At 72.8% G+C, this 17,463-nt stretch carries 15 protein-coding genes and 1 pseudogene; 7 read left to right on the forward strand and 9 right to left on the reverse strand.

What is annotated here, in order from left to right; all coding sequences use genetic code 11:
* Positions 1-740 (reverse strand): acyl-CoA dehydrogenase family protein (locus ACWGKU_RS17515; RefSeq protein WP_452178818.1); only part of this gene is annotated, 740 nt, incomplete at its 3' end.
* A 230-nt stretch (positions 741-970) separates the two neighbouring features.
* Here ACWGKU_RS17515 and ACWGKU_RS17520 point away from each other — a divergent pair.
* The 3 genes from ACWGKU_RS17520 to ACWGKU_RS17530 all read left to right on the forward strand — a co-directional run bounded on the left by ACWGKU_RS17520 (position 971) and on the right by ACWGKU_RS17530 (position 3,336).
* Positions 971-2,308 carry a UDP-glucose dehydrogenase family protein gene (locus ACWGKU_RS17520; RefSeq protein ID WP_359906155.1) on the forward strand — a complete coding sequence of 446 codons (1,338 nt, stop codon included), beginning with the start codon at positions 971-973 and terminating at the stop codon, positions 2,306-2,308.
* Between the two features lie 139 nt (positions 2,309-2,447).
* Positions 2,448-2,885, forward strand: a complete 438-nt coding sequence (locus tag ACWGKU_RS17525; protein WP_452178817.1) for a hypothetical protein — start codon at positions 2,448-2,450, stop codon at positions 2,883-2,885.
* A gap of 40 nt (positions 2,886-2,925) precedes the next feature.
* Entirely contained in the window at positions 2,926-3,336 is a 411-nt protein-coding gene (locus ACWGKU_RS17530; RefSeq protein ID WP_401055812.1) for a CoA-binding protein, read from the forward strand.
* Here the strand turns inward: ACWGKU_RS17530 and ACWGKU_RS17535 are convergent.
* Genes ACWGKU_RS17535 through ACWGKU_RS17545 form a run of 3 tightly spaced genes read right to left on the reverse strand, consistent with a single transcriptional unit; the run spans position 3,333 to position 6,253 of the window.
* Positions 3,333-4,547 carry a dipeptidase gene (locus ACWGKU_RS17535; RefSeq protein WP_452178816.1) on the reverse strand — a complete coding sequence of 405 codons (1,215 nt, stop codon included), beginning with the start codon at positions 4,545-4,547 and terminating at the stop codon, positions 3,333-3,335. The two genes, ACWGKU_RS17530 and ACWGKU_RS17535, sit on opposite strands and share 4 nt — an antisense overlap.
* A 33-nt stretch (positions 4,548-4,580) precedes the next feature.
* Positions 4,581-5,117: a 5-(carboxyamino)imidazole ribonucleotide mutase gene (gene purE, locus ACWGKU_RS17540; protein ID WP_401054541.1), complete on the reverse strand. Its 537-nt coding sequence runs from the start codon at positions 5,115-5,117 to the stop codon at positions 4,581-4,583.
* On the reverse strand, positions 5,114-6,253 hold the full coding sequence (locus ACWGKU_RS17545) for a 5-(carboxyamino)imidazole ribonucleotide synthase (RefSeq protein WP_401054540.1): 1,140 nt from the start codon (positions 6,251-6,253) through the stop codon (positions 5,114-5,116). Before ACWGKU_RS17545 ends, purE begins: the two co-directional genes overlap by 4 nt.
* A gap of 301 nt (positions 6,254-6,554) precedes the next feature.
* Here ACWGKU_RS17545 and ACWGKU_RS17550 point away from each other — a divergent pair, with 301 nt between their 5' ends.
* A complete protein-coding gene (locus ACWGKU_RS17550; protein WP_359906138.1) occupies positions 6,555-7,073 on the forward strand; it encodes a GtrA family protein in 519 nt (172 codons plus the stop codon).
* 184 nt (positions 7,074-7,257) lie between these two features.
* Positions 7,258-7,554, forward strand: a pseudogene (locus ACWGKU_RS17555) (ester cyclase); the annotation flags it as partial.
* Positions 7,555-7,574: 20 nt separating this feature from the next.
* Here the strand turns inward: ACWGKU_RS17555 and ACWGKU_RS17560 are convergent.
* Positions 7,575-8,819, reverse strand: a complete 1,245-nt coding sequence (locus tag ACWGKU_RS17560) for an ATP-binding protein (protein ID WP_359906135.1) — start codon at positions 8,817-8,819, stop codon at positions 7,575-7,577.
* A 59-nt stretch (positions 8,820-8,878) separates the two neighbouring features.
* Positions 8,879-9,553 carry a response regulator transcription factor gene (locus ACWGKU_RS17565; RefSeq protein WP_030058577.1) on the reverse strand — a complete coding sequence of 225 codons (675 nt, stop codon included), beginning with the start codon at positions 9,551-9,553 and terminating at the stop codon, positions 8,879-8,881.
* A gap of 331 nt (positions 9,554-9,884) precedes the next feature.
* On the opposite strand from ACWGKU_RS17565, the gene ACWGKU_RS17570 reads away from it, so the two are divergent.
* The gene (locus tag ACWGKU_RS17570) at positions 9,885-11,408 is read left to right on the forward strand and encodes a peptide MFS transporter (RefSeq protein WP_359906132.1); all 1,524 of its coding nucleotides are present in this window, start codon (positions 9,885-9,887) and stop codon (positions 11,406-11,408) included.
* A gap of 215 nt (positions 11,409-11,623) precedes the next feature.
* Complete coding sequence (locus tag ACWGKU_RS17575) at positions 11,624-13,651, forward strand: prolyl oligopeptidase family serine peptidase (protein WP_452178815.1); 2,028 nt, start codon at positions 11,624-11,626, stop codon at positions 13,649-13,651.
* 55 nt (positions 13,652-13,706) lie between these two features.
* On the opposite strand, the gene hutI is transcribed toward ACWGKU_RS17575, so the two are convergent.
* The 3 genes from hutI to ACWGKU_RS17590 are packed head-to-tail and all read right to left on the reverse strand — an operon-like array spanning position 13,707 to position 17,459.
* Positions 13,707-14,891 carry an imidazolonepropionase gene (gene hutI, locus ACWGKU_RS17580; protein ID WP_452178814.1) on the reverse strand — a complete coding sequence of 395 codons (1,185 nt, stop codon included), beginning with the start codon at positions 14,889-14,891 and terminating at the stop codon, positions 13,707-13,709.
* Positions 14,892-14,925: 34 nt separating this feature from the next.
* On the reverse strand, positions 14,926-16,287 hold the full coding sequence (locus ACWGKU_RS17585; protein WP_401047699.1) for a formimidoylglutamate deiminase: 1,362 nt from the start codon (positions 16,285-16,287) through the stop codon (positions 14,926-14,928).
* The gene (locus ACWGKU_RS17590) at positions 16,278-17,459 is read right to left on the reverse strand and encodes an allantoate amidohydrolase (RefSeq protein WP_452178821.1); all 1,182 of its coding nucleotides are present in this window, start codon (positions 17,457-17,459) and stop codon (positions 16,278-16,280) included. Before ACWGKU_RS17590 ends, ACWGKU_RS17585 begins: the two co-directional genes overlap by 10 nt.
* Between the last annotated feature and the right edge of the window lie 4 nt (positions 17,460-17,463).

Genomic DNA, 17,463 nt, shown 5'->3' on the forward strand with positions numbered 1-17,463 from the left:
GTCTTCATCGCCGTCGCGAAACCCGTCCCCTCCGCACCGATCATCCGGTCCGCGGGAATCCGCACATTGTCGAAGTACACCTCACGCGTCGGCGAACCCTTGATCCCCAGCTTCTTCTCCGGCGCACCGAACGACACCCCCTCGTCGCCCTTCTCCACCACGAACGCCGAGATCCCCTTCGAGCGCTTCTCCGGATCCGTCACGGCCATCACCGTGTAGAACTCCGACACCCCCGCGTTGGTGATCCAGCGCTTCACCCCGTTCAGCACCCAGAAATCCCCGTCGCGCACCGCCCGGGTCCGCATCCCCGCCGCGTCCGAACCCGCCTCCGGCTCCGACAGGCAGTACGAGAACATCCCCTCGCCCCGCGCCAGCGCCCCCAGGTACTTCGCCTTCAACTCCGGCGAACCCGACAACTGCACCGGCAGCGACCCCAGCTTGTTCACCGCCGGAATCAGAGAGGACGACGCACACACCCGCGCCACCTCCTCGATCACGATCACCGTCGCCAGCGCATCCGCCCCCGCACCACCGAACTCCTCCGGCACGTGCACCGCGTGCAGGTCATTGCCCCGCAACGCCTCCAGCGCCTCCTGCGGGAACCGCCCCAGCTCGTCCACCTCCGCCGCGAACGGAGCGATCTTCGCCTCGGCCAGCGAACGCACCGCCTCACGGAGCATCCCGTGCTCCTCGGAGATCCGGAAGAGATCGAAGTCAGCCGCCCCTGCGCTGCCCGCCATGATGCCTGCCTCGTCGTTCAGTGACCGGTGCCCGATCGAGGTCCGATCGACGCCCGGTGCGAGTCGAATCCGCGGTTAACTACCGTTCAGTAGAGATCCTAGGGCGCCGACCTGTGGCTGCCTAGCGTTCAGGGCGGCCCTTCGGGCGTGCGGGTGATCCCGGTGCGCCCTCGGCGGGCGGATAGCATCAGGGCATCCGTACTGGTCGCGTCCGCATCCAAGGAGAACCCGTGACCCTCCGCATCTCCGTGATCGGCACCGGCTACCTCGGCGCCACGCACGCCGCCGCGATGGCCGAGTTCGGCTTCGAGGTGCTGGGTCTGGACATCGACCCCGACAAGATCGCCATGCTGACCGCGGGTCGCGTCCCGATGTACGAGCCGGGCCTGTCCGAACTGCTGCTCAAGCACGTGGCCGGGCACGAGGGTTCGACCGGACGGCTGCGCTTCACCACCTCCGCCCAGGAGGCCGCCGAGTTCGGCGACGTGCACTTCATCTGCGTCAACACCCCGCAGCGCAAGGGCGAGTTCGCCGCCGACATGTCGTACGTCGACACGGCGATCGACGAGCTCGCGCCGCACCTGACCCGTCCCGCCCTGGTGGTCGGCAAGTCCACCGTCCCGGTCGGCTCGGCGGCCCGGCTGGCCGAGCGGCTGGCCGCGCTGGCACCGGTCGGCGAGGGCGCCGAACTCGCCTGGAACCCGGAGTTCCTGCGCGAGGGGTTCGCCGTGCAGGACACCCTGCGGCCGGACCGGATCGTGGTCGGCGCCCAGAGCGAGCGGGCCGAGCGGGTGCTGCGCGAGGTGTACGCGGAGCCGATCGCGGCCGGGGTGCCGTTCATGGTCACCGACTACGCGACCGCCGAACTGGTCAAGGCGGCCGCCAACTCCTTCCTGGCCACCAAGATCTCCTTCATCAACGCGATGGCCGAGGTCTGCGAGGCGGCCGGCGCGGACGTCACCCAGCTCAGCAAGGCGCTCGCCTACGACGAGCGGATCGGCGGCAAGTTCCTCAACTCCGGCCTCGGTTTCGGCGGCGGCTGCCTGCCCAAGGACATCCGGGCGTTCATGGCCCGGGCCGGCGAGCTCGGCGCCGACCAGGCGCTGACCTTCCTGCGCGAGGTCGACTCGATCAACATGCGGCGCCGCTCCCGGATGGTCGAGCTGGCCCGCGAGCAGTGCGGCGGCGGCTTCCTGGGCCGCCGGGTCGCCGTCCTCGGCGCCGCCTTCAAGCCCAACTCGGACGACATCCGGGACTCCCCCGCCCTCAACGTGGCCGCCCAGATCCAGCTCCAGGGCGCCCAGGTCACCGTCTACGACCCGAAGGCCGTGGACAACGCCCGCAAGATGTTCCCGTCCCTCACCTACGCCCACTCCGCCCTGGAGGCCGCGGAGGGCGCCCACGTGGTCCTCCACCTCACCGAGTGGTCCGAGTTCCGCGAGCTGGACCCGTCCGCGCTCGGCGCCGTGGTCGCCGAGCGCCGCCTCCTCGACGGCCGCAACGTCCTGGACGCCGAGGCCTGGCGGGCCGCCGGCTGGACCTACCGCGCCCTGGGCCGCCCGAGCTGAGGCCTCCGCCCGCGCCGCTCGAAGCGCCCGTCCCCGGACTCCGGGGGCGGGCGCTTTCGTCGTCTGCCGACCGAACCATTTGAACACGTTCAGATCGTGTGCGAGGATCGCCGCACGCACTGCTCGACCGGGGGGTCCCATGCGCAAGCGGTTCAAGTGTCTGATCGGCGCCACGGCGGCGGCCGTCGTGGTCACGCCGGTGGTCTACGTCGGGTACGCGATGACCCACCGGGACGCCGGAAGCCCGACGACGGTCGGCTGCTCCACCGTGATGGCCTTCGCGGGCGGGAAGCTGCCCACGCAGGCCGCCGGGGCCTCGTGCACGGACGACAACACCTGGCAGGAGCAGGGCTACTCCGCCGAGTTCCGGATGCCCCGGGCCGACCTCCCCGCCCGGCTGACGGAGGCCTTCCCCCGGGTGCGGCAGGAAACCTCCCCCTCCTCCGGGCTGCGGTTCAGCAACGACGACCAGGCGGCCGGCGCCCACCCGAGCGGGCAGGCCGCGGTCGTCCGGCTGGAGGTCGCCTACGAGGACGCCGAAACCGCCCGGGTCAGCCTCCGGGCCTTCGGCCTGTGAGCCCAGGAATCCCGCACGGCCGCCCGGCGTTCCCACCGGCATGACGAGCTACGGCGACGAAGCGGCGGTCCGCGAGATCCTCACCCGCACCGGCGACACCTGGGCGGTGGTGGGCCTGTCCACCAACACCGCCCGCGCCGCGTACGGGGTGGCCAGGGTGCTCCAGGAGTACGGCAAGCGGATCGTGCCCGTGCACCCGAAGGCCGAGCCGGTCCTCGGCGAGCAGGGCTACGCCTCGCTCGCCGAGGTGCCGTTCCCGGTCGACGTGGTGGACGTGTTCGTGAACAGCGCCCTGGCCGGGGAGGTGGCCGACCAGGCGGTGGCCGCCGGGGCGAGGGCGGTCTGGTTCCAGCTGGGTGTCGTCGACGAGGCCGCCTACGGGCGGACCCGGGCGGCCGGGCTCGCCATGGTGATGGACAGGTGCCCGGCCATCGAGATTCCGCGACTCTAGGCCGCAGAACCGTCCAGCTGCGCGATGGTGGCGATGGACGGGCGGCGGCCCGCGCGCAGCCCGGCGGCCGCCGATTCGGCGTCGCGCAGGACGCGCACGGCGTTGTGCCAGGTGAGCTTGGCCAGGTCGGCCTCCGACCAGTGGCGGCCGAGGAGTTCGGCGACCAGGTTGGGGTAGCCGGCCACGGAGTCCAGGCCGTCCGGCAGGAAGGCGGTGCCGTCGAAGTCGCCGCCGATGCCGATGTGGTCGATGCCGGCCACCTCGCGCATGTGGTCGAGGTGGTCGGCGACGGTGGCCGGGGTGGCGATCGGGCGCGGGTTGGCGGCCTCGAAGGCGCGCTGGCGCTCCATGGCCGGCGGGGTGGTGTCCAGCGGGTGGAAGCCGTGGGCGCGCATGTTCTCGTCGGCGGCCCTGGTCCAGTCGATGGCGGCGGGCAGGATGAACTTGGGCACGAAGGTCGCCATCGCCACGCCGCCGTTGGCGGGCAGCTGGGCGAGCACGTCGTCCGGGATGTTGCGCGGGTGGTCGCAGACCGCGCGCGAGGAGGAGTGCGAGAAGACGACCGGTGCCTCGGTCACCCGCAGGGCGTCGCGCATGGTGTCGGCGGAGACGTGCGAGAGGTCGACCAGCATGCCGAGCCGGTTCATCTCCCGGACGACCTCCTCGCCGAACCGGGTCAGCCCGCCGGCCACCGGCTTGTCGGTCGCGGAGTCCGCCCACGGCACGTTGTCGTTGTGGGTGAGCGTCAGGTAGCGCACGCCCAGCTCGTACAGGGCGCGCAGGGTGGCCAGCGAGCAGTCGATGGAGTGGCCGCCCTCGGCACCCATCAGGGAGGCGATCCGGCCCTCGGCGCGGGCGGCCTCGATGTCCGCGGCGGTACGGGCCAGGCGCAGCCGGTCCGGGTAGCGCTCGACCAGGGCGTGGACGAAGTCGATCTGTTCCAGGGTGGCGCTCACGGCGTGGTCGCCGGCCAGCGAGGAGGGGACGTAGACGGACCAGAACTGCGCGCCGACCCCGCCCTCCGCGAGGCGGGCGAGGTCGGTGTGCAGGCGGTCGCTCTGGTCGGCGGCGAGGTCGAGCGCGCCGAGGTCGTATCCGGCCTGCTCGCGCATCGCCCAGGGGAGGTCGTTGTGGCCGTCCACCACGGGGGCGGTGCGCAGCAGGGCGCGGGCGCGGTCCAGCGGGGTGGGGGAGTCCGTCCGAGAAGTCATACGGGTTGTTCTACCCCACCCCCACCAGGGGGATTACTTGCCGAAGCCGAAGGAGGAGGAACCGGCCACCTTGGCGCGCAGCTTCTGGCCCTTCTCGGTGGCCTGGTTGTTCAGCTCGGCCTGGAACTCGGTCATCTTCTCGGTGAGTTCGGTGTCGAAGGCGGCGAGCATCCGCACCGCGAGCAGGCCGGCGTTGCGCGCGCCGGCCACCGAGACGGTCGCCACCGGCACGCCGGCCGGCATCTGGACGATCGACAGCAGGCTGTCCATGCCGTCCAGGTAGCGCAGCGGCACCGGCACGCCGATGACCGGCAGCGGGGTGACGGAGGCGAGCATGCCCGGCAGGTGGGCCGCGCCGCCGGCGCCGGCGATGATCGCCTTCAGGCCGCGCAGGTGGGCGTTCTCGCCGTACGCGACCATCTCGCGGGGCATCCGGTGGGCGGAGACGACGTCCACCTCGTAGGGGATCTCGAACTCGTCGAGCGCCTGGGCGGCGGCCTCCATGACCGGCCAGTCGGAGTCCGAGCCCATCACGATGCCGACGAGGGGGGCGGTCGAAGCGGGGCTCATTCGGTGATCGTTCCTCGCAGGTAGGCGGCCGCGTGGCGGGCGCGCTCGCGGACGTCTTCGAGGTCGTCCCCGAAGACGTTGACGTGGCCGACCTTGCGGCCGGGCTTCACGTCCTTCCCGTACATGTGGATCCGCAGCCCGGGGTCGCGGGCCATGCAGTGCAGGAAGGGGCGGTACATGTCCGGGTAGTCGCCGCCGAGGACGTTGACCATGACGGTCCACTTGGCGCGCGGGCGGGGGTCGCCGAGCGGGAGGTCGAGGACGGCCCGCAGGTGGTTCTCGAACTGCGAGGTGACGGCGCCGTCCTGGGTCCAGTGCCCGGAGTTGTGCGGGCGCATGGCCAGCTCGTTGACGAGGATGCGGCCGTCCCGGGTCTGGAACAGCTCGACGGCGAGGTGGCCGACGATGCCGAGGTCGCCGGCGATCCGCAGGGCGAGCTGCTGGGCCTCGTCGGACAGGGCCGGGTCGAGGTCCGGCGCGGGGGCGGTGACCTCGGCGCAGACGCCGTTCTCCTGGACGCTCTCGACCACCGGGTAGGCGACGGCCTGCCCGCTGGGCGAGCGGACCACGTTGGCGGCCAGCTCGCGGACGAAGTCGACCTTCTCCTCGGCCAGCACCGCGACCCCGGCCAGGAACGGGGCGTGCGCCTGCTCCTCGTCGTCGACGACCCAGACGCCCTTGCCGTCGTAGCCGCCGCGGACGGTCTTGAGGACGACCGGGTAACCGGAGCCCTCCTCGGCGAAGGCGGTGACGTCGGCCGGGTCGGCGACGATCCGGTGCCGGGGGCAGGGCACGTCGATGGAGTCCAGCTTGGCCCGCATCACGCCCTTGTCCTGGGCGTTGACCAGCGCGTCCGGGCCGGGGCGGACGGCGATGCCGTCGGCCTCCAGGGCCCGCAGGTGCTCGGTGGGGACGTGCTCGTGGTCGAAGGTGATCACGTCGCAGCCGGCGGCGAAGGCGCGCAGGGTGTCGAGGTCGCGGTAGTCGCCGAGGACGACGTCGGACACCACCTGTGCGGCGGAGTCCTGGGGCGTGTCGGCGAGGAGTTTGAACCTGACCCCGAGCGGGATGCCCGCCTGGTGTGCCATGCGGGCCAGCTGCCCGCCACCGATCATGCCCACCACTGGAAAATTCACATTGCCCGGGGAAGTCACGCGGCCCAGGATATCCGGGCCGGTCGGGGGCGGTGGAGCCGCCGGTGGGGCCGTCGGGTCGGACGCGCGTAGATGTCAACCTGTCGCCCTGGGGGCTGAGCCGTTCGATGGAAGCGGGTAGCCTGGACGGCCAGGTCCTGGTCTGCGCGGTCCGATCATGTGCGTGCACGCAGGGCTCAAGGGGTGGCCGCGCCGTCGCGGCAGGCCCTTTCGTCCCGCAGGCACATGGAGGCAGTCCGGTATGGCGACGACCGCAGCTTCGAACCCCCCGCTCGCACAGAAGATGCGTGGGATCACGGGCGAAGTCGTGAAGTTCGGCATCGTCGGCCTGAGCGGCGTGGTGGTCAACTTCGCCGTCTTCTGGGTCTGCATCAACGGCATGGGCCTGGCCTCGGTCCGGTCGAACATCGTCGCGACGGTGATCGCGATCGCGACCAACTACCTGGGCTACCGCTACTGGCTCTACCGGGACCGCGACGCCGCCTCCCGCAGGCGCGAGATCACGCTCTTCCTGGTCTACAGCGGCATCGGCATGCTGATCGAGACCGGCGTCCTCGGCTTCTCGGTGTACGTGCTCGACCTGCGCTCGCACTACGAGCAGATCGGCGCCAAGGTGATCGGCCTCGCCGTGGCCACCGTGTTCCGCTTCGTCTCGTACCGCACCTGGGTGTTCAAGGCCGTGCCGGAGCCCGTCGGACTGCCCGCCCAGCAGGCGGTGGACGCCACCAGCGGCCAGGAGCTGGCCGCACAGGCCGAGCTGATGCTGGCCACCGAGCGGATCCGCCTCGCCAAGGCCGAGTAGGCCCCGGGCTCCTGCGCCCCTCGCACCCCCTTCGCTCCCCGCAGCCCCGGCAGCCCGAACGCGGCCGCCGGGGCTTGCCGTGTCCGCCGGGCTTGCCGTGTCCGCCGCGGCCGGAGGACAGTGGTTACCGAGGGCGAGCACGGCCGGCGGACGATCGTGGCCGAGGGGGTCCAGGAGGCTCGCCATGACGTTCGTCCAGATCATCGACTGCAGGACCGACAGGCTCGACGACCTCAACCGGCTGCTGGACACCTGGGTCGAGGCGACCCGGGGCAGGCGGACCGCTTCCCACGCGGTGATCGGCACCGACCGTTCCGACACCGCGCACGTGGTGCAGATCGTGGAGTTCCCCTCCTACGCGGCGGCGATGGAGAACTCCGCCCTGCCCGAGACCGACCGGATCTTCCGCGAGATGGTGGCGCTCTGCGACGCGCCGCCCACCTTCACCGACCTCGACGTGGTCCGCGACGCGCAGTTCGACTAGACGGGCCCCGGGCCCGTTCAGTCCTGGTGGCTGCGTCCGAGGAAGAGCGCGAACACCGCCGGCTTCAGCGAGAGCAGTTCGAGCCGCCCGCCGTCCGCCTCCGCGAGGTCGCGGGCGACGGCCAGACCGATGCCGGTGGAGTTGCGCCCGCTGACCGCGCGTTCGAACACCCGGTTGCCGAGGTCCGCCGGCACGCCCGCGCCCTCGTCCTGGACCTCGACCACCGCCGAGGTGCCGGACGGCCGGACCCGCAGGGTGATCGTCCCGGCGCCGTGCATCAGCGAGTTCTCGATCAGGGTGGCCAGCACCTGGGCGACCGTCCCCGGGGTGCCGACCGCGGTGACCCCGTGCAGCCCCTCCAGGGAGAGCACCCGGCCCTGCTCCCGCAGCGTCGGGCCCCACTCCTCCACCTGCTGCTTGATCACCTCGTCCAGGTCGAAGGCGACGGCGGTGGGGCTGCGCGGGTCGCGCTGGGTGGTGAGCAGCCGCTGGACCACGTCGGTGAGCCGCTCGACCTGCTGGAGGGCGATGGTCGCCTCCTCCTTGACCGTCTCCGGCTCCTCGGCGAGGGCGGTGATCTCCTCCAGCCGCATGGAGAGCGCGGTGAGCGGGGTGCGCAGCTGGTGCGAGGCGTCGGCGGCGAGCCGGCGCTCGGCGGTGAGCATCCGGGCGATCCGCTCGGCGCTGGTGTCCAGCACCTCGGCGACCCGGTCGAGCTCGGGCACCCCGTAGCGGCGGTCGCGCGGGCGCGGGTCGCCGGAGCCGAGCCGCTCGGCGGTCTCGGCGAGGTCGGTGAGCGGCCGGGCGAGCCGCTTGGCCTGCCAGACGGCGAGGGCCACCGCGGCCTGGACGGCGAGCAGGGCGACCACGCCGAGCAGCAGCAGGTTGTTGGCGATCTCGTGGTCGACGTCCTCGCGGGACTGTTCGACGGTGACGGTCTCGCCGCTGTTGCCGCGCTCGACGGCCTTCAGCAGGTGGTTCCCGGCGGGGCGCTCGCCCGCGGAGACCACCGGCTGGCCGGGCACCTGCACCTCGACGTAGCTGCCCTCGGTGATCTGGCTCTCGAAGGCCCGCCCGGTGACCGGCTCCCCCGCGGCGAGCCGGCTCTCGACCAGGGCGAGCACCCGGACGGCGGCCGCGTCCACCCGGTCCTGGGCCGAGTTGACGATGGTCCGCTTCTCGACCAGGGCGAGCGGTACGCAGAACACCACGACGACCACCAGGACGACGCCCAGCAGCGAGTTGATCATCCTGCGTTTCACGCTGCCGCTCCCCGGGGTGTTCCACTGCCGCGGGCCGAGGGCCCGTTCTCCGTCAGGGACTAATTCTTCTCGAACCGGAACCCGACTCCGCGCACGGTGGCGATGTAGCGGGGGTTGGCCGCGTCGTCGCCGAGCTTCTTGCGGAGCCAGGAGATGTGCATGTCCAGGGTCTTGGTGGAGGTCCACCAGGTGGTGTCCCAGACCTGCCGCATGATCTCCTCGCGGGTGACCACCCGGCCGGCGTCCCGGACCAGGACCCGCAGCAGCTCGAACTCCTTGGCGGAGAGGGTGAGTTCCTCGTCGCCGAGCCAGGCGCGGTGGGACTCGATGTCGATCTTCACGCCGTGCGCGCCGGTGGTGAGCTGGTCGACGTTGCCGCGCCGGAGCAGGGCCCGCACGCGGGCGAGCAGTTCGGCCAGGCGGAAGGGCTTGGTGACGTAGTCGTCGGCACCGGCGTCCAGGCCGACCACGGTGTCCACCTCGTCCGCGCGGGCGGTGAGCACCAGGACGGGGCAGCTCTTGCCGTCGGCACGCAGGCGGCGGCAGACCTCCAGGCCGTCCATCTCGGGCAGGCCGAGGTCCAGGACGACGAGGTCGACCTCCTCGGTGAGGCCCGCGGCCAGTGCGGTCGGACCGTCCTCGCGGACGAGCACCTCATAGCCCTCGCGTCGCAGGGCCCGGGCGAGCGGTTCGGAGATCGCCGGATCGTCCTCGGCGAGCAGCACACAGGTCATGTGGTGATGGTAGTCCGCCGGGGTAACGCCGGACGCCCTGTGAGGTAGTTCACAGAGTGTGATCGTTATACAAGACCCTGATCGCACCCAACGGGCCGCAGCGGACCGGCCGTTCGGTGAAGAATCTCCATTTGGATCTTGAAACCGAAGGAAGACGCGCCGATCTACCATCGATAGATCGGGAAGATCTGGCGCCGACTTTGCCATTCCCATACCTGATTCAAGGCTTTTGTCATCTGATAAAGCCAAATGTCGCCACGTAGAGTGGTTTCGTCCACGTCCGCCGCCACCCCCCTAGAGGCGGACGCTGTCAGGCAAGGAACCACTACTCATGGCGTCGAAGACCCTGGACGCCGACATGACGTCGGCCTCTCCCGGCGGCAAGACCTTCCTCGGGCACCCCCGAGGTCTTGCCACCCTGTTCATGACCGAGATGTGGGAGCGCTTCTCCTACTACGGCATGCGCGCCCTGCTCATCTACTACCTGGTCTCCGGTGGCGCCGACGCCGCCGTGGGCAGCCAGGGCGGCGGCCTCGCCATGACGGCGACGACGGCGACGGCGATCTACTCCGTCTACGTCTCGATGGTCTACCTCATGGCCTACCCCGGCGGCTGGTTCGGTGACCGGGTCTGGGGCGCCCGCAAGACCGTCGCCATCGCCGGTTTCGTGATCATGTTCGGCCACATCGCGCTGGCCGTCCCGGGCCAGGCGGCGTTCTTCCTCGGCCTGCTCCTCGTCGCGCTCGGCTCCGGGCTGCTGAAGGCCAACATCTCCACGATGGTCGGCCAGCTCTACAACGGCCCCGAGGACCCGCGCCGCGACGGTGGCTTCACCGTCTTCTACATGAGCATCAACCTCGGTGCCTTCGTCGCCCCGTTCATCATCGGAACGATCGGCAAGGAGTACAGCTGGCACCTGGGCTTCGGTATCGCCGCGGTCGGCATGGCCTTCGGCCTGGTGCAGTTCCTGCTGGGCAGCCGCCACCTGAGCCCCAAGAGCAGCAAGGTCCCCAACCCGCTCAAGCCCGCGGAGCGCAACAGCCTGCTGGTGAAGGCCGGCATCGCCGTCGCCGCCACCGCCGTCTTCTACGCCGTGATCGTCGGGCTGGGCGTCTACACCCTGAACTGGGCCCTCGTCCCGCTCACCCTCGCCGGTCTGCTCATCCCGATCGCCGTGCTGGTCCGGATCAAGCGCGACAAGGACCTCAGCGCCGGCGAGCAGTCCAAGATGTCCGCCTACATCTGGTTCTTCGCCGCGGCCGCCATCTTCTGGATGATCTACGACCAGGGCGGGTCGACCCTCTCCCTGTTCGCCGACAAGAAGACCGCGGACAGCCTGTTCGGCCTCGGCTTCTCGGCCACCTGGTACCAGTCGCTCAACCCGCTGTTCGTGATGGCGCTCGCGCCGGTGTTCGCCTGGCTGTGGCTGTGGCTCTCCCGCCGCAACAAGGAGCCGAACACCATCGTGAAGTTCTCGATGGGCCTGGTCCTGGTCGGCGCCTCGTTCTTCATCTTCATCATCCCGATGAACATGGCGGACGGCGGCACCATGGTCTCCCCGATGTGGCTCGTCTCGATCTACCTGATCCAGACCATCGGTGAGCTCTGCCTCTCCCCGGTCGGCCTCTCGGTCACCACCAAGATGGCGCCGCAGAAGTACGCCTCCCAGATGATGGGCGTCTGGTTCCTCGCCGTCACCGCCGGTGACTGCACCACCAGCCTGCTCTCGCTGGCCGGCGTCAACCTCGACGGCAACGGGATCATCGCGATGCAGGCGTCGCTCGCCGTCCTCGCCGGGCTCGCCGTCTTCGGCTACCGCAAGCGCGTCCAGGCCCTCATGGGCGACGTGCGCTGACGGACCGGCCTACGGCTCACGACTCCGGGGCCGCCGTGGATTCCTGAGATCCGCGGCGGCCCCGGCCGTCTTTTCCCGGCCCCGCCCGTCCTCCGCCCCGGCCACCCCGGCCACCCGGGCCGCCCCGGGTCTCCTAGGCCGCCGAGGCCGCCGAGGCCGCCGCCGGGCGTTTCGCGCTCGACACGGGCCCGGCGGCCGTGCCTATGGTGCCCCGCATGACGACCCCCTCCTTACCCCGTCAGCTGGCCCGCACCCGGCGGTTCACCCTGGGCGCCCCCGTCCAGCCGGAGCCCTCGCCGGACGGCACCACCGTGCTCTTCCTGCGCGGCCGGTCCGGCACCGACCCGCTCGCCTGCCTCTGGGCACTGGACACCGCCACCGGCGAGGAACGGCTGATCGCGGACCCGGCCGTGCTGGGCGCCGCCGAGGGCATCGCCGCGTACAGCACCGACGCCGCCGGCGCGCTCGCCGCCTTCGCGCTGGACGGCGCCCTGTGGCTGGCCGACACCGCCCGCGGCACCGTCCGCGCCGTCCCCGTCCCCGGCCCGCCGCAGGACCCCCGGCTCGACCCGACCGGCCGCCGCATCGCCTACGTCGCCGCTGGCGCCCTGCGGGTGGTCGGCGTCGACGGCACGGACGACCGTCCGCTCGCCGAACCCGAGGCCGAGGACGTCTCCTACGGGCTCGCCGAGTACGTCGCCGCCGAGGAGATGTTCCGCGACCGCGGCCACTGGTGGTCCCCCGACGGCACCGCACTGCTGGTCGCCCGGGTCGACAACCGCCCGCTCGCCCGCCTCTTCCTGGCCGACCCCGCCGACCCGCACCGCCCGCCGCGCACCGTCCGCTACCCGCTGGCCGGCACCGCCAACGCCGAGGTCTCGCTGCGGCTGCTCGGCCTCGACGGCACGGACACCGGGGTCCGCTGGGACCGCGCCGCCTTCGAGTACCTCACCGCCGCCGGCTGGGACGGCCACGGCCCGTACGCCGCCGTGCAGAGCCGCGACCAGCGCACCGTCCGCACCCTGGCGATCGGGCCGGACGGCGCCACCCGGGTGCTCGCCGAGCGGCAGGACGCGCACTGGATCGAGCTGCTCCCCGGCCTGCCGGCCCGCACCGGGGGCGGCGCCCTGGTGGACACCGCCGACCTGGACGACACCCGGCACCTGACCGTCGACGGCAAGCCGGTCACCCCGCCCGGGCTCCAGCTGCGCGCGGTGCTCGGGACGGACGGCGAGCAGATCCTGTTCACCGCCTCCGACGAACCCACCGAGACCCACCTCTGGACGTACGGACCGGACACCGGACCACGACGGCTCAGCAGCGGCCCCGGCCTGCACACCGGGGTGCGGCGCGGCGGCACGCTGGTCCTCACCACCCGTTCCCCCGGCCACCCCGGTGGCCGCTCCACCGTCCTGCGCGAGGGCCGCCCGGCGCTGCCGCTCGCCTCCCGCGCCGATCCGCCGGTCCGCGCCGCCGCACCCGAACCGCTCCGGCTCGGCCCGCGCGAGCTGCGCGCCACGCTCTTCCTGCCCGCCGGCCACCGCCCCGGGGACGGCCCGCTGCCCGTCCTGCTCGACCCGTACGGCGGACCCGCCGTGCAGAAGGCCACCACCGGCGGCCTCTGGTGGGACCAGGTCTCCCAGTGGTTCGCCGACCAGGGCTTCGCGGTCCTCGTGGTGGACGGCCGCGGCACCCCCGGGCGCGGGCCGCGCTGGGACAAGGCGATCCACGGCGACAAGGCGGGACCCGCCCTCGACGACCAGGTCGAGGGCCTGCGGGCGGCCGATCGGCTGCGGCCCGGGCTGCTCGACCTCGACCGGGTCGCCATCCGCGGCTGGTCCTACGGCGGCTACCTCGCCGCGCTCGCCGTACTGCGCCGCCCGGACGTCTTCCACGCCGCCTCCGCCGGAGCCGCGCCCACCGACTGGCGGTTCTACGACACCCACTGGCAGGAGCGCTTCCTCGGCCACCCCGACGAGCACCCCGAGCACTACGACCGCGGCTCGCTGATCGCCGAGGCACCGAAGCTCGACCGCCCGCTGCTGCTGATCCAGGGCCTCGCCGACGACAACGTGTACCCGGCCCACACCCTGCGGCTGTCCGCCGCCCTGCTCGCCGCCGGCCGCCCGCACGAGGTCCTCCCGCTGCGCGCCACCGGCCACCGGCCCACCGACGAGGCGGTGGTCGAGCACCTGCTGACCCACGAACTGCACTTCCTGCGACGCTCGTTGGGCCTGGCATGAGCGAAGGCCCGCCCCCGGTCGCAGGACCGGGGGCGGGCCTTCCACGGACGTGTCCTCAGAGCTCGCGGACACCCGCCCGCCAGACCGCCGCCGTCAGCGGCACTCCCGGCCGGTAGGCCAGGTGGACGTGCGAGGGCGCGTCCAGCAGCAGCAGGTCCGCCCGGGCCCCGGGCGCGACCACGCCGACGTCCGTGCGCCGCAGCGCCCGGGCGCCGCCCGCGGTGGCCGCCCAGACCGCCTCGTCCGGGGTCATCCCCATCTCCCGCACCGCGACCGCGATGCAGAACGCCATCGAACTGGTGAAGCTGGAGCCCGGGTTGCAGTCGGTGGACAGCGCCACCACCGCGCCCGCGTCCAGCAGCCGGCGCCCGCTCGGGTACTCGGCCCGGGTGGAGAACTCCGCCCCCGGCAGCAGGGTCGCCACCGTCGCCGAGCCCGCCAGCGCCGCCACGTCCTCGTCCGTCAGATGGGTGCAGTGGTCCGCCGAGGCGGCCCCCAGTTCGACGGCCAGTTGCACGCCGGGCCCGTACGAGAGCTGGTTGGCGTGCACCCGGGGGGTGAGGCCGCGCTCGATGCCGGCCGTCAGGATCGCCCGGGCCTGCTCCCCGTCGAAGGCGCCCTTCTCGCAGAACACGTCCACCCAACGGGCGTGCGGGGCGCAGGCGTCCAGCATCTCGCCGGTGACCAGGTCGACGTACCCGGCCGGGTCCCCGGCGTACTCGGGGGCGACCACGTGGGCGCCCAGGTAGGTGGTCTCCGGAGTGTGCGCGGCGGCGATCCGCAGGGCGCGCGCCTCGTCCTCGACCGTCAGCCCGTAGCCGGACTTGCACTCGATGGTGGTGGTGCCCTGGCGCACCGCCTCCCGGACGAACCGGGCCAGGTTGGCGTCCAGTTCGGCGTCGCTCGCCGCCCGGGTGGCCGCCACCGTGGTCCGGATGCCGCCCGCCGTGTACGGCTGCCCGGACATCCGGGCGTTGAACTCGGCGGTGCGGTCGCCCGCGAACACCAGGTGGGCGTGCGAGTCGACGAAGCCGGGCAGCAGGGCCCGGCCCCCGGCGTCGAAGCGCTCGTCCGCCGCCGGGGCGTCGGCCGCCGGGCCGACCCAGGCGACGGTGCCGCCGTCGACCATCACGGCCGCGTCGGTCAGCAGGCCGAGCGGCCCGGTGCCCTGCCCGGGGTCGTTGGTGACCAGGCTGCCGATGCCCGTGATCAAGGTGGTCCTGGGGTTCCTGGTGGTCACGACAAGGCCTTCCGAAGGGGGTTCAGGGAACGGGTCAGCAGTCCAGCGCGCCGATCGCGGAGCGCAGCGCGCCCGGCACGTCGGCCACCAGCCGGTGCACGCCGTCCCGGACGACGTGCCGGCCGCCGACCACGACGTGCCGCACGTCCGCCGCCGAGGCCGCGAAGACCGCGATCTCGGCGCCGAGCCGGGGCGGCGGTCCCGCCGTGCGGACGGTGTCCAGCGCGATCACCGTGAAGTCGGCGAGCGCCCCGGCCTCGATCCGTCCGGCCTCCGGCCAGCCGAGCGAGGCGTGGCCGTCCTCGGTCCCGGCCCGCAGCAGCGCGTTCGCCGTCCAGTGGCCGCGGGTGCGGGTGCGCAGTCGCTCGTCCAGCTCCAGCGCGCGGGCCTCCTCGAACGGGTCGATCACCGCGTGGCTGTCGCTGCCCAGGGTGATCGGGGAGCCCGCCGAGGCCAGCCGGCGGGCCGGGCCGATGCCGTCCGCGAGGTCCCGCTCGGTGGTGGGGCACATGCAGACCGTGGTGGAGGAGTCGGTGAGCAGCCGGACGTCCTCGTCGGTCAGGTGGGTGGCGTGCACGGCCGAGGTGCGCGGGCCGAGCGCGCCGTGGTCGGCGAGCAGCCTCGTCGGGGTGACGCCGTGCGCGGCCAGGCAGGCGTCGTTCTCGGCGGTCTGCTCGGAGAGGTGGACGTGCAGCGGCGCCCCGCGCACCGACGCCCAGTGCGCGACGGTGCCCAGCTGCTCGGCCGGGACGGCCCGCACCGAGTGGACGGCGGCGCCGATCCGGGCGTGCTCGCGCGGCTTGAGCGCGTCCGCCCGGACCGCCCAGGCCTCCGCGTCGCCGTCGCTGAACCGCAGCTGCGGCTTGGTCGGCTCGGCGCCGAAGCCGGAGGAGAGGTAGCAGGTGTCCAGCAGGGTGATCCGGATGCCGGCCCGGGCGGCGGCCTCGATCAGCGCCTCGCCCATCGCGTTCGGGTCGGTGTAGCGGGCGCCGCCGGGCGCGTGGTGCAGGTAGTGGAACTCGCCGACGGCCGTGATGCCGGCCAGCGCCATCTCGGCGTAGACGGCGGTCGCGAGCTCCAGGTAGCGGTCCGGGTCCAGCGCGCCGGCGAACCGGTACATGGTGTCGCGCCAGGTCCAGAAGGTGCCGGAGCCGACCTGGACGTGCCCGCGCAGCGCCCGGTGGAAGGCGTGCGAGTGGGCGTTCGCCTGACCGGGCAGCAGCAGCCCGTCGAGCCGGACGGCGTCGGGCGGGCAGGGGCCGCTGTCCGGGGTGACGGCGGCGATCGTGCCGCCGGGGCCGGTGGTGATCAGCACGTCCGGCTCGACCACCGGCCCGTTGTCGTGCGGCAGCCAGGCGTACTGCGCCCAGTAGCGCACGTGCTCGTTCACTGGCACGCCAGGTCCTCCAGTACGTCGGCGAGGGCGGCGACCCCGGCCAGGCAGTCGGCCTGCTCGGCGTGCTCGGCCGGGGAGTGCGAGACGCCGGTGGGGTTGCGCACGAACAGCATGGCGGTCGGGATCGCGGAGGCCAGGATGCCGGCGTCGTGTCCCGCGCCGGTGGGCAGCACCGGGGCGTCCAGCAGCTTGGCCAGCCGGTCGCGCAGCGGCCCGTCGAAGTCCACCACCGGGGTGTAGGACTCGCGGGTCAGCTCGACCCGGACGCCGTCGCGCTCGCCGCGCTCGGCGGCGGCCCGCTCGATCTCGGCGACCAGCTCGGTCAGGGTGCGCTCGTCGGCGGCCCGGGAGTCCAGCCAGCCGCGCACCAGCGAGGCGATCGCGTTGGTGCCGTTGGGCTCCACCGCGACCTTCCCGAAGGTGGCCAGCGCGCCCGCCAGCTTGGCCTTCTTGCGGGCGGCGAGCACGGTGTTGGCGTAGGTCAGCATCGGGTCGCGGCGGTCCTCGATCCGGGTGGTGCCGGCGTGGTTGGCCTCGCCGTGGAAGTCGAACCGCCAGCGGCCGTGCGGCCAGATCGCGCCCGCCACGCCGACCGGCTGCCCCTCGGCGAGGCAGCGGCCCTGCTCGACGTGGAGCTCGACGAAGGCGCCGATCCGGGCCAGCCGGTCGTCGTCCGCGCCGATCGCGGTCGGGTCGTAGCCGGCCTTCTCCATCGCGTCGGGCAGCCGCAGGCCGTCGGCGTCGCGCAGCTCGTACGCGGCCTCGCGGGACAGCACCCCGGCGGTCAGCCGGGAGCCGATGCAGGCCACCCCGAAGCGGGCGCCCTCCTCGTCGCCGAAGTTGACGATCGCCAGGGGCCTGGTGAACTCCGTTCCCCTGACGCGCAGTTCGTCCAGCGCGGCGAAGGAGGAGACCACCCCGAGCGGGCCGTCGAAGGCCCCACCGTCCGGGACGGAGTCCAGGTGGGAGCCGGTGACGACCGCCCCCTGCCCGTTCGGGTCGCCCAGCCAGGCCCACTGGTTGCCGTTGCGGTCCAGCTCGTACGTCAGGCCGCGGCTGCGGGCCTGCTGCTCGAACCAGGCGCGGCACTCGGCGTCGGCGGAGTTCCAGGCGAAGCGGCGGTAGCCGCCGGAGGAGGCGGAGCGGCCCACGGGGAGCAGCTCCGCCCACATCTCT

Source organism: Kitasatospora sp. NPDC054768 (genome assembly GCF_053612025.1).

Excerpts from the sequence above, each read along its gene's own strand:
- ACWGKU_RS17525 (WP_452178817.1), top strand. The coding sequence starts at position 2,448 with ATGCGCAAGCGGTTCAAGTGTCTGATCGGCGCCACGGCGGCGGCCGTC.
- ACWGKU_RS17565 (WP_030058577.1), bottom strand. The coding sequence starts at position 9,553 with ATGACCTGTGTGCTGCTCGCCGAGGACGATCCGGCGATCTCCGAACCG.
- ACWGKU_RS17550 (WP_359906138.1), top strand. The coding sequence starts at position 6,555 with ATGCGTGGGATCACGGGCGAAGTCGTGAAGTTCGGCATCGTCGGCCTG.
- ACWGKU_RS17570 (WP_359906132.1), top strand. The coding sequence starts at position 9,885 with ATGGCGTCGAAGACCCTGGACGCCGACATGACGTCGGCCTCTCCCGGC.
- ACWGKU_RS17590 (WP_452178821.1), bottom strand. The coding sequence starts at position 17,459 with ATGTGGGCGGAGCTGCTCCCCGTGGGCCGCTCCGCCTCCTCCGGCGGC.
- ACWGKU_RS17575 (WP_452178815.1), top strand. The coding sequence starts at position 11,624 with ATGACGACCCCCTCCTTACCCCGTCAGCTGGCCCGCACCCGGCGGTTC.
- ACWGKU_RS17535 (WP_452178816.1), bottom strand. The coding sequence starts at position 4,547 with ATGACTTCTCGGACGGACTCCCCCACCCCGCTGGACCGCGCCCGCGCC.
- ACWGKU_RS17530 (WP_401055812.1), top strand. The coding sequence starts at position 2,926 with ATGACGAGCTACGGCGACGAAGCGGCGGTCCGCGAGATCCTCACCCGC.
- purE (WP_401054541.1), bottom strand. The coding sequence starts at position 5,117 with ATGAGCCCCGCTTCGACCGCCCCCCTCGTCGGCATCGTGATGGGCTCG.